The sequence below is a fragment of the Collinsella sp. TF05-9AC genome (genome assembly GCF_003438495.1).
In the GTDB taxonomy this organism is placed as follows: Bacteria; Actinomycetota; Coriobacteriia; order Coriobacteriales; family Coriobacteriaceae; genus Collinsella.
Map to the genome: position 1 here is coordinate 1 of NZ_QSSH01000048.1, position 11,308 is coordinate 11,308.

Consider the following 11,308-nt stretch of genomic DNA (forward strand, 5'->3'; position numbering starts at 1 on the left):
TGCGGGAACGGCCTGTCCGCCTAATGTGTTCGGCTGAGATCGGAAATCAACCCTTTTGTGGGCCTTGTCGCGCTTAAGCGTCCCGCCCACAAGGTGATGACAGGCACCCTGAAGCCGATCCTTGGCTACATCATGCTGTCTGCCGGCGCCGCTGTTGTTCAGGAGAACCTTGCTCCGCTGGGTACCTTCATCGAGACCGGTTTCCACATCACCGGCGTCGTGCCCAACAACGAGGTTGTCGTTTCGATGGCTCAGAGCGTCCTCGGCGTTCAGACCATGATGATCCTGATTCTCGGCTACGTCGTGAACATTATCATTGCCCGCTTTACCAAGTTTAAGTACATCTTCCTGACGGGCCATCACAGCATGTTCATGGCTTGCCTGCTGTCTGCCGTTCTGCAGGCATCTGGCTTCCAGGATGTCCAGCTTGTCATCGTGGGCGGCATGTTCCTGGGCCTCGTGAGCGCTATGCTTCCCGCCGTTGGTCAGCGTTTCACCGAGAAGGTTACCGATGGCGATGAAATCGCCATGGGCCACTTCGGTTCACTCGCCTATTACATCTCCGCTGCAGTCGGTACGCTTTTTGCTAAGGACGCCGAGGAGAACAGCACCGAGAAGATCGAGGTTCCCGAGAAGTTCTCCTTCCTGCGCGACACCACCATCTCCACGGCTCTTACCATGGCCTTCTTCTACCTGGTTACCGCTTTCGCCGCTTACATCGCAGATCCTGCGGTCGTTACCAAGACCGCTGGCGGCGACAATGTAATCGTCTACGCCCTGACCTGTGCCCTGTCCTTCGCCGTCGGTGTCACTATCGTCTACAACGGCGTTCGTATGATCCTTGCCGACCTGGTCCCGGCTTTCCAGGGCATCTCCAACAAGCTGATCCCCGGCGCCATCCCCGCCGTCGACTGCGCCGTCTTCTTCCCCTATGCTCCCACCGCCGTCATCCTCGGCTTTGTTGCCTCCTTCATCGGTGGCGTGGTCGGTATGTTCATCGTGGGCGCTACCTTGGGCATCTTCATCATCCCGGGCATGGTTCCCCACTTCTTCTGCGGTGCTACCGCAGGCATCTACGGCAATGCTACCGGCGGTCGCAAGGGCGCAGCTCTTGGTGCTTTCGTCAACGGCCTGCTCATCACCTTTGCCCCGGCTCTGCTCCTGCCTGTTCTTGACGTCTTTGGCTTCAAGAACACTACGTTCGGCGACTTCGATTTCTCCGTCATTGGTATTACGCTTGGCCGCGCTGCCGAGGCCTTCGGTACCACCGGTGTCTACGCGATTCTCGCTGTCCTTCTGGTCGTCGCCTTCGTCCCCAACTTCATCCACACCAAGGGTGCTGTGATTAACCACGTTGAGGAAGAGTAATCCAGGCATACGTTAAGCCCTAATCGGGCGGAGCTCCGATAACCGGCTCCTACACGAAAAGGCGGCGTCATCTCTTGTGAGGTGCCGCCGCCTTTTTTCTTGAAGCGAGTGTGGATTCGATTGGTTTTGCTGTAAATAAGCGCCGTGAACGGAAATGGCGCAGCGCGCCGAAAAACCGTTTTGCCGCTGGAAAGTCTTTGATAAAAGTGGTAAAGATGCTAAACCGTTTACCGATAAAGCTTAAAAGCTGCAGCTCAAACCTAGGTAAGCATGGCTAAAGTATTTACCAGCTCAATGGCCTTATGCAAACGAAAGGAATCAGGCAGATGGCAATCAAGGTGTTCGCTGACGGCGCAAATCTCGAGGGCATGCTCGACATGTACGAGAACGGCAATGTTCAGGGCTTCACGACCAACCCCTCCCTTATGAAGAAGGGCGGCGTGACGGATTACCGCGCGTTTGCCAAGGAGGTTCTGGCGCACATCACCGATGTGTCCGTGTCGTTTGAGGTCTTTGCCGACGACGTCGAGACCATGGAGGTCGAGGCTCGCGAGATCGCTACCTGGGCCGACAACGTCTACGTCAAGATTCCGTGCGTGACCACCAAGGGCGAGTCCACCGCCGAGCTGGTCCGCAAGCTTTCCGCCGATGGTATCAAGGTCAACGTCACCACCATCTTTACGCCCGAGCAGGTCGACGAGATGGTCGAGGCCGTTGACGCCGAGACGCCGTCCATCATTTCGCTCTTTGCCGGCCGTATCGCCGATACCGGCGTCGACCCCATTCCGTTTATGACGGAGTCGGTCGAGAAGGCCGCCACCAAGCCCAACTGCGAGGTCCTGTGGGCGTCCACGCGCGAGCTCATCAACATCTACCAGGCGGAGGCCTGCGGCTGCCAGATTATCACGGTGCCCAACAGCATCCTGGCCAAGCGCAAGAACATCGGCCGCGACCCATACGAGGTCTCGCTCGACACCGTGCGCGGCTTTGCCAAGGATATCGCCTCGCTCGGCTTCCATATCCTGCCGTAGTCCGCGCCTTTAATAGGCCCCACCAACAAAAATCGAGTTATTCGGCCTCTGATTGCTGTCAAGATCGCAATGCGGCTGAAAAACGTCCCGTATCGTACCTCTGTGGGTGCCGATACGGGACGTTTGTGGAATATCTAGCGTCAATTTGTTGCGTTTGGCGCTTTGAGGGGTGTCATCGTGGCCCAGCGAGGCCGCATAACTCGATTTTTGTTGGTGGGGCTCAGAGGAACGACGTTTCGCGCTTCGGAGTTTCGGCCAGATCGCTTTAGAAGGAGAGGCGCTCGGCAGGACGTGGCCTATCGAGCGCCTCCAGCGGTATATTTGCCCATGCCGTGGGGCGACGGTCGTATGGGACAGGTTCGAATAATCGGTCAAGCGATTCCGTCTTCGATGAACGAATCGTCGCGATGGGTGACATCGATGCTAGAAGCGCCCAAGCAGAAAATCGACAGCCGAAACGATTCTGATGCCGTCTATGTCCGTAGGGTGATCGCCGTGACGGACGACGAGGATCTTCTCGTAACCGGCGGCAACCTTCTCGAGCGATTTCAGCTCGAAGGGGCGCAGTTCGCGATTGCGCGTGGCTTCCTCATCAATGGTGTCCGTGACTTGGATAAACTTGCGGTCCGCCCCGTCGCCGATGGCGATAAAATCAATCTCGGCATTTCGCATGTGTCCCGTGAAAACCCGATATCCATCGATGACGAGGCGGTTATACACGGCGTTTTCGAGGGCGCGTCCGCTATCGCTGCCGCGATAACCGTCGAGGTAGGCGCGGAGTCCAAGGTCCTCGATATAGTATTTTCCTCCGGTTTTGAGCACCTCGCGCCCTTTGATGTCAAAGCGGAGGGCATGGGAGAAGATATAGGTTTCTTCGAGCGCCGACACGCAGGTGTCGATGGCGCCGTGCGAAGTTTTGGTCCCGCTTTCGTTCAAAGAGCCGACGATCTTGTTGATCGATGTTGGGTTTGAGATGTTGTCTGCCAGGTAGGCGCAAACTCTGTCGAGTAGGTCTCTGCTCGTTACGGCCCTCCGTCCTCGGCGGGCCTCACGGGCCAAGATGTCGCGACCGACAATGGTCTGGTAGGTGCTCCAGATGTAGTCCTTCATCTCTCGTTCGGGCAGACCGGAAATCGCGAGATAGGGGAGACCTCCAAATTGAAGGTATCGGTCGAGCAACTCGTCGAGCGGGGTGATTTCTTCCCTCCCAAAGACGGCATATCTGCTCGTGACTTCGGTCGGGCCAAGGAAGTCGAGGTATTCGGAGAAAGATAGCGGGTGCATTCTGATTTCGACGTATCTTCCTGAGATTAGGGTCGCTATTTCGCTGGAGAGCAAAAACGCATTCGAGCCCGTAATGTAGATGTCGCAGTCTTTGTCGACGCGAAGCGCGTTGATGGCTTTCTCCCAGCTGGAAACTTCTTGAAGCTCATCAAAGAAGAGATAGCACTTCCCACTCGACGGCATCCGCTCGACGACATGACGGTAAAGCTCGCGCCAATCGCGAATTCCCTCGAGCTCGAATGATTCCATTCGAAAAGAGAGAAGGCATTCGGTCGGTACGCCGTCTTTGGCAAGATGGGAGCGCATCATGTCGAGCAACGTTGACTTGCCGCATCGCCGCATGCCGGTGACGACCTTGATAACATCTGAATCGCGAAAAGCGATCAGCTTCTTGAGGTAGTTATCCCTTGCTACGGGCTGCCCGTTCATCGTTCGTCCAATCTGCAAGTTTTTCTCAGAGCGTAACAAAAACTTGCAAAACCTGCAAGTTTTTCCCATCAGGTGAGAAAAACTTGCAGGTTCAACGATGGATGGCGGCGGCTCGCACTTCTGTTACTTCCCCTGCACCATGGTGAGGGAGATCTTTTTGCGGTCTCGGTCGACCTTTTCGACCCACACCTTGACCGTATCGCCGACGCGCACCACGTCGCTCGGATGCTTGACGAAGCGGTTGGCCAGCTTGGAGATGTGCACGAGGCCGTCCTGGTGCACGCCCACGTCGACGAAGGCGCCAAAGTCGACGACGTTGCGCACTGTGCCCTTGAGCTCCATGCCGGGCTCCAGGCCGTCGATGGAAAGTGCTGAGCGGCTAAAGACCACCTCGGGCGCATCGTCGCGCGGGTCGCGGCCGGGCTTCTTGAGCTCGTTGACGATGTCGATGAGCGTGAGGGTGCCACAGTCCAGGTCGCTTGCCAGCGCCGAGATGCTGCCCAGGCGGCGCTCGATGTCGGGCACGCCGCCGCGACTGAGTTCGCTGGCCGCCACGCCGGCGCGCTCCAGGACGGACGTGGCCACCTCGTAGCTTTCGGGGTGGACGCTCGTCGCATCGAGCGGGTTCTTGCCGCCGCCGATGCGCAGGAAGCCCGCGGCGTTGAGATATGCCTTGGGTCCCAGCTTGGGGACCTTCTTGAGCTGGCGGCGATCGGTAAAGGCGCCGTTTTCCTCGCGGTAGGCAACGATGTTCTTGGCTACGCTCGGCGTGATGCCTGACACGTAGCCCAGCAAGCTCGCGCTCGCGGTGTTCACGTCGACGCCCACGCGGTTGACGACGTCCTCCACCACGTGGCCCAGCGTGCGCGAAAGCTCGGCTTGGTCAAGATCGTGCTGGTACTGGCCCACGCCAATGGACTGGGGCGGAATCTTGACGAGCTCGGCCAGCGGGTCCTGCAGGCGACGGCCCAGGCTCATGGCACCGCGCACGGTGACGTCTAGGTCGGGATATTCCTGGCTTGCGAGCTCGGAGGCGGAGTACACCGACGCGCCGGCCTCGTTGACGATGGTGTAGCGAAGGCTGGGCGCCTGCTCGGCGATGAACTCCGAGACGACTTCCTCGGTCTCGCGGCTGGCGGTGCCGTTGCCGATGACGATGGTGTTGACGCCGTCCTTCTTGACGAGGCGGGCGAGCTCGCGCTTGGTGCCGGCGACGTCGTGGCGCGGCTTGGTGGGGTAGACAACTCCGTGGTCGAGCAGCTTACCAGTTTCGTCCATGACGGCGACCTTGCAGCCGGTGCGGTAGCCCGGGTCGAGCGCGAGCACGCGGGCGCCGCGGACGGGGCGGGCCGAGAGCAGGCCCTCGAGATTCTTGGCAAAGACGTTGATGGCCTCGGTCTGGGCGCGAACGGTGAGCTTGGCGCGGGCCTCGCGCTCCAGCGAGGGAGCCATGAGGCGCTTGTAGCCGTCGGCGATGGCGGCATCGAAGACGAGCGCGAATACGCCCTGGCGTCGGGGCCAACGGCTGCCGAGGCGTGCCGTGGCGGCGGCGCCGTCGACGTTCACGCGCACGCGGAGCTTGCCCTCGCGCTCGCCGCGGTCGATAGCCAGCACGCGGTGGTTGGGAATACGGCGCAGCGGCTCATCATAGCTGTAGTACGGCTCGTAGGGGGTCTTCTCGGCGGGGTCGGTGGCCTCGACGATGATGTCGGCGGTGTTTTGCGTAAAGGCGCGCAGGTCGGCGACGTTCTCGGGGTCTTCGGCCACCGTCTCGGCCACGATGTCCGCCGCGCCGGCGAGCGCCTTCTCGGGCGTGTCGAAGCCGGCTTCCTCGTTGACGTAGGCCGCGGCGGTGTCGAGCGCGCTGCCCTTGGCCGAGGCCTGCATGATGATCATGTTGGCAAGCGGCTCCAGGCCTGCCTCGCGGGCCTTCTGTGCGCGGGTCATGCGCTTTTTGCGGTAGGGCTTGTAGAGGTCCTCGACACGCTGGAGCTGCGCGGCCTCGCGAATTTGCTGTTCGAGCTCGGGCGTAAGTTTGCCCTGGGCGTCGATGAGCAGAAGGACGTCCTCTTTGCGCTGTTCAAGATTGCGCAGGTAGGACAGGCGCTCGTCGAGTGCGCGCAGGGCGACGTCGTCCATTCCGCCTGTGGCCTCCTTGCGGTAGCGCGAGATAAAGGGGATGGTGTTGCCCTCGTCGATGAGCTTGACGGCTGCCTCGACGTTGGCGGCCTTAAGGTTGAGCTCGCGGGCGAGCTGGGCGATAAGATCCATGGGACTCCTTGCGTTTAAGGTGCGTTTGCAGCACAGGGCTACCAAGGATACCACCCGTCCCAAAAGACTGTTTTGGGGCCGCGCCACGAAAACGACCTATCTACTACGTTTGAACCATATGGGTCGACCATCCCTCGGTTTTCCGAAAATACGCAACCCGCCTACCTGCGGTTTTTATTTCTCGAAATTCGGCATGCTTGAGGGTGATCGGTTAAACGTAGTAGATAGGCCCATTTCGTGGCGAACGAATCAAGCCGAGGTGCAAAATAGCTCCCGTCCTAGAAAAATCGTCGGCAAGGTAGCAAAAAGCCCCGCGGGCAAGAGGCTGCTCGCGGGGTAAAGAAGAGGGGCTTGTTGGTGGCGGACCGAAGGGTTCGGCATGGGGCTTCTGCCGCGGTCGCTCTTAAGGCATTACAGCTCGACGAGCTGGCCGGTCTCGGCGGCCTCCTTGATGGCGTTGAGAAGCGTGAGCGTCTTGACGTTGTCGGCGGGGGTCACGACGGGCTCGACCTCGCGGCGAACGACCTTCACAAAGTGCTTGAGCTGCATCTTGTGCGGCAGTGCCGGGTCCACGGCCGGGATCTCCATCTGCAGCGGCTTGTGCCAGTTGGAGGCGCCGTCGTAGGAGAACTGGTGCAGGCGGGGCAGCGACAGGGCGCCCTTAGTGCCGCCAATAAAGTAGGCATCGGCGTCGAAGGGGCGATACTGCGGATCCTCGCGAGCGGTTGCCTCCCAGTTCCAGGGGCTGGCGGTGGCGTCGGAGATGGTCATGCTTGCGAGCGCGCCATCGGCAAAACGGACGTTGACCACAGCGGAGTCCTCGGTCTCAAAACCGCGGGCGGCGCTGGACTGCATGCCCTGGACGGCAACGGGCTCGCCCAGCAGGTAGCGGAGCAGGTCGACGTCGTGCACCAGGTTGACCAGGATCGGGCCGGCACCCTTCTTGCGGCGCCACTCGACATCGAAGTATTCGTCATTCTTATAGATCATGTAGTGGAAGCTCGACACGGTGAGCTTGCCCAGCTCGCCGGACTCGATGATCTCCTTGGCCTTGTTGACGAAGGGGTTGTGGCGACGGTGCTGACCCACGAGCACGGGCACGCCGGCTGTCTCGGCTTCGGCGGCGAAGGCCTGGGCATCCTCGAGGTCGTTGGAGATCGGCTTTTCGACCAGCGGCACGATGTTGCGCTTCACAGCCTCGCGGGCAACGCCCAGGTGTAGGTCGTTGGGCGTGGCGATGATGACGGCCTCGGGCTTGACCTCGTCCATCATCTGGGCGGGATCGGTGTAAAACGGCACGCCGGCGGCTTCGGCCGTGGCGCGGGCGCCCTCAAAGGCGTCGGCGATGGCGACGAGCTCGGCCTCGGGCTCCTCGGTGACAAAGCGGATGTGGTTGCGGCCCATGGCGCCGGCGCCGATAACGGCAATGCGGACGGGGTTGAGCTCAGACATTTCGACTCCTTAATACTGGTGACCGGTGGAATGCGACAAAGGGACAGTCCCTTTGTCGCATCGGTAGAACTAGGCGGACTTCTTCTTGCTGTCGGAGACCATCATGTAGACGGTGAGCACGACGGCGATGGCGGCGATCACAATGGCGCCGTAGAAGGACTGCTGGTAGGCGGCGCTGCCGGCCTCGGCGTGATACAGCACGGCGGTGATGGGCTGGCTGATCCAGGTGGAAGCGGCGTAACCCAAAAACATGATGCCGTAGTTGACGCCGATGTTGCTGGTGCCAAAGGCGCCACCGGTGAGCGGCGGGTAGATGACAAGCAGGGCGCCAAAGCTAAAGCCGAGCAGGGCGAGCGCCACGAAGAACATGCTCTGTGTAAAGCTCATCGACATGATGACGAGTGCGACGATGGTGACGACAAGGCTGATGAGCAGCGACTTGTAGGCGCCGAGCTTGTCGATGATCTGGCCAAAGGACAGACGGCCGACCAGGTTGGCGCAGGTGTTGACGGAGACCACCACACCGCCGAGGGCGACGGCAGCGGCGCTCGTGGGGTCGGCGAAGAGCTGGACGGCGGCGATGGAGGCAACCTTGCCCACGAGCAGGGTGCCCGCGGTGGCGGCAAAGGCGAAGGTGACGATGAGGACCCAGAAGCGCGGGGTCTTGACCATCTCGCCCGGGGTGAGGTCGCCGAAGGTGCCGGCGTGCGCGCCGCCCTTGGGGGCCTCGAAGCCCTCGGGTAGCCAACCGGGCTCGGGGGCCTTCAGGAACAGGGCGGAGGCGGCGATCGTCACAAAGAAGATGACGCCGAGCGCCTTAAGGGCTCCAAAGATGCCCAGGCTTGGGATGAGCAGCGAGGCGAGCACCGGGGACAGCACGGCGGGGCCGGCGGTCGAAGCGGCCAGGGTGATGCCGGAGGCGAGACCCTTCTTGTCGATGAACCACTTTTGGCCGGTGGTGAGCGCCGGGTTATAGCCCAGACCGTTGCCGACGGCGGCGACGAGTGAGAACCACAGGTAGAACTGCCACGGCTCGGTGACGGTGCCGGACATGAACCAGCCCACGCCGTAGCACACGGCGGCGGCGATCACGACGTTGCGCGGGCCGATCTTATCGGAGATGCGGCCGGCGAAGATGCCCGTCACAGCCATGATGGTCTGAAAGACCGGGAAGGCCCAGGTAAGAGCGCTGGACCACTCGGGGTAGACGGCGAGCAGGTTCTTGCTCACGACGGAATACAGCGCGATGGAGCTGATGAAGAACATGGTGACGCACGCGGCGGAAAGCACGACGGCGCGACCCTTGTTGGAGTTGGTGGAAGCCATTGGACTCTTTCTAATCGATGCGGGGGAGGAGCGGGCGTGTCCGCGGGCCTCCCTGTTAGGTTGGTTTACTGGTCAGTCGGCTTGGCGACGCCGGACTCATCGGACCAAAGCTCGACACCCTTGTTCTTAAGGTAGTTGTCGGCATAGGCGCGACGGCCGCCGGGCTTGGCGGTGAGGTCGCCCATCATGTTGGAGAAGCCGCCGTCGACCTTGATGGCGTCGCCGGTGGTAAAGTCCGAGCGCTTGGACGCCAGGAACATGACGGCGTTGGCGATATCGCTGACCTCGCCGATGCGGCGCGTGGCGATCAGACGGCTGCGGCTCTTTTCGACCTCGGGGTCGGCGTAGAAGTTGGCCGACATCGGGGTCTTAACGAAGCAGGGCTCGACGCAGTTGGAGCGCACGCCGTAGGGACCCCATTCGGCGGCGAGCATCTTGGACATCATGTTGACGCCCGCCTTGGTGGAGCTGTACACGCCCGAGAACGTCTCGGGGGAGTGGCTGGCGACGGTCGAGATGTGCACCAGGCGACCCTGGCCGGCCTTGATCATTTCGCGACCAAAGCGCTGCGAGGTGATGAAGTAGCCGGTGAGGTTGACGTTGAGCACCTGCTCCCAGTCGCTCAGCGGCAGGTCTTCCATAGCGGCAAAGCGCAGGATGCCGGCGGTGTTGACAAGGACGTCGACGCGGCCGAAGTCGGCGATGGTGGCATCGACGGCGGCCTGAACCTCGGCCTCGTCGGTGGCGTTCATCTTGTAACCCTCGGCGTGGATGCCAAACTCGGCAGCGAGGTCGGCGGCAGCGGTCTTGACCTTCTCCTCGTCCAGGTCGAGCAGGACGACGTTGGCGCCATTGCGGGCGAACTCGCGGCAGATCTCGGCGCCCATACCGCCGAGCGCGCCAGTCACGGCGCAAACATCGCCCTCGAGCTTAAGCCAATTGCTCATAGGAACTTCCCTTCTTGTGCCTCCCGATGGGCCGTTCCCATTAATCGACCCACGTGGTTTTCGCAGGTTATCGTATGCTTTGCATTTGCGCAGGTGAATTGCATATTTGTTAGAATGGCGTTAACCGTAGGTTTACACTGTGCGATGCAGTTTATGCTCAATTGAGCGCGTGACCTGCGAAAACAACCCCCTGTGGCACCATGTGGCCACGGGCGCGAAAACGGGAGATTGACGTGTACGATCGACGACTAGAGGCCATATCGGCCGCCGCGGAGCTGGGAAGCTTTTCGCGTGCGGCGGCAAAATTGCGCGTGTCGACTCCGGCGCTCGTCAAGCAGGTGTCGGGCTTCGAGACCGAGTTCGGCATCACGCTGTTCGAACGCTCGCACTCGGGCGTCAAGGTGACGCCGGCGGGTGCTCTGCTGGTGGACGATGCGCGCTCGATCATGCGGCAGTCCGAGGACGCGTTGCGCCGTGCCCGACGCGCGGCAGGCGATGGCGGGGCCGTGCGCCTGGGCGTGTCGATGATGTGCCCGGGGCGCCAAACGCTGTCGATGTGGTCGGACATCCACGATCTGGAACCATCGCTGCGATTTGAGATCGTGCCGGTAAGCGACCTCTATGACGAGCGCGAATCCGTCATGCGCAGCTTGGGCCGCGAGGTGGATGTAGTGCAGTCGAGTTTTTCTACTCCACGCTGGGGCGACGCCTGCCAAAAGCTTCGCATCGTTAACGTGCCGTTTTATATCGACCTGCCGCGCACGAGCCCGCTGGCGCGCAAGACGCGCATCACAGTTGCCGACTTAGAGGGCATGCGCCTGCGCGTGCTCCGTCACGGCAACGACGCTATGGACAGTCTGCGTATCGATCTGTTGGCCGACGGCGGCGTAGACGTGATCGACGTGGACAGCTTTGACTTTGCGCTCTTTAACGAGGCAGAGGAAAAGGGCGACGCGGTGCTCACCTGCGGCGCATGGTCGGGGGTGCACCCGGCCTTTGTGGGCGTGCCGTTCCTGTGCGGGCGAGAGGTGCCGGTCTTTTTGCACTATCCGCTCGAGCCCACCCTCCAAGTACAAAAATTCGTCAACGCCATGGCCCAGCTTCTCAACTAGCTCTTTTGGGACGGGGCTCTTTTAGCTACTTCGAAGATGATTTTTCTGGGACGTGTCTCTATAGTTTTGTCAACCGCGTGCTTCGCGC

Annotated in this window: 8 protein-coding genes; 3 read left to right on the plus strand and 5 right to left on the minus strand. The window is 61.0% G+C overall.

Annotated elements, in window-relative coordinates:
• The first annotated feature begins 57 nt into the window (after nt 1-57).
• The gene (locus tag DXC52_RS09395) at nt 58-1,368 is read left to right on the plus strand and encodes a PTS ascorbate transporter subunit IIC (protein WP_255413406.1); all 1,311 of its coding nucleotides are present in this window, start codon (nt 58-60) and stop codon (nt 1,366-1,368) included.
• A 326-nt stretch (nt 1,369-1,694) separates the two neighbouring features.
• A complete protein-coding gene (locus DXC52_RS09400; protein WP_233504928.1) occupies nt 1,695-2,399 on the plus strand; it encodes a transaldolase in 705 nt (234 codons plus the stop codon).
• A 423-nt stretch (nt 2,400-2,822) separates the two neighbouring features.
• On the opposite strand, the gene DXC52_RS09405 is transcribed toward DXC52_RS09400, so the two are convergent.
• The 5 genes from DXC52_RS09405 to DXC52_RS09425 form a co-directional block, all read right to left on the minus strand.
• Entirely contained in the window at nt 2,823-4,112 is a 1,290-nt protein-coding gene (locus DXC52_RS09405) for an ATP-binding protein (protein ID WP_117747042.1), read from the minus strand.
• Nucleotides 4,113-4,235: 123 nt separating this feature from the next.
• Complete coding sequence (locus DXC52_RS09410) at nt 4,236-6,383, minus strand: Tex family protein (protein WP_117747043.1); 2,148 nt, start codon at nt 6,381-6,383, stop codon at nt 4,236-4,238.
• A gap of 411 nt (nt 6,384-6,794) precedes the next feature.
• Nucleotides 6,795-7,835, minus strand: coding sequence for a Gfo/Idh/MocA family protein (locus DXC52_RS09415; RefSeq protein WP_006235665.1), 1,041 nt, complete (start codon nt 7,833-7,835; stop codon nt 6,795-6,797).
• Between the two features lie 69 nt (nt 7,836-7,904).
• Nucleotides 7,905-9,161, minus strand: coding sequence for an MFS transporter (locus DXC52_RS09420; protein ID WP_117747044.1), 1,257 nt, complete (start codon nt 9,159-9,161; stop codon nt 7,905-7,907).
• Between the two features lie 65 nt (nt 9,162-9,226).
• Entirely contained in the window at nt 9,227-10,108 is an 882-nt protein-coding gene (locus tag DXC52_RS09425) for an SDR family NAD(P)-dependent oxidoreductase (protein WP_117747045.1), read from the minus strand.
• 233 nt (nt 10,109-10,341) lie between these two features.
• Between DXC52_RS09425 and DXC52_RS09430 the strand changes: the two genes are divergently transcribed.
• Nucleotides 10,342-11,220: a LysR family transcriptional regulator gene (locus DXC52_RS09430; protein WP_233504929.1), complete on the plus strand. Its 879-nt coding sequence runs from the start codon at nt 10,342-10,344 to the stop codon at nt 11,218-11,220.
• The last annotated feature ends 88 nt before the right edge of the window (nt 11,221-11,308 follow it).

Excerpts from the sequence above, each read along its gene's own strand:
- DXC52_RS09405 (WP_117747042.1), bottom strand. The coding sequence starts at position 4,112 with ATGAACGGGCAGCCCGTAGCAAGGGATAACTACCTCAAGAAGCTGATC.
- DXC52_RS09425 (WP_117747045.1), bottom strand. The coding sequence starts at position 10,108 with ATGAGCAATTGGCTTAAGCTCGAGGGCGATGTTTGCGCCGTGACTGGC.
- DXC52_RS09420 (WP_117747044.1), bottom strand. The coding sequence starts at position 9,161 with ATGGCTTCCACCAACTCCAACAAGGGTCGCGCCGTCGTGCTTTCCGCC.
- DXC52_RS09400 (WP_233504928.1), top strand. The coding sequence starts at position 1,695 with ATGGCAATCAAGGTGTTCGCTGACGGCGCAAATCTCGAGGGCATGCTC.
- DXC52_RS09410 (WP_117747043.1), bottom strand. The coding sequence starts at position 6,383 with ATGGATCTTATCGCCCAGCTCGCCCGCGAGCTCAACCTTAAGGCCGCC.
- DXC52_RS09415 (WP_006235665.1), bottom strand. The coding sequence starts at position 7,835 with ATGTCTGAGCTCAACCCCGTCCGCATTGCCGTTATCGGCGCCGGCGCC.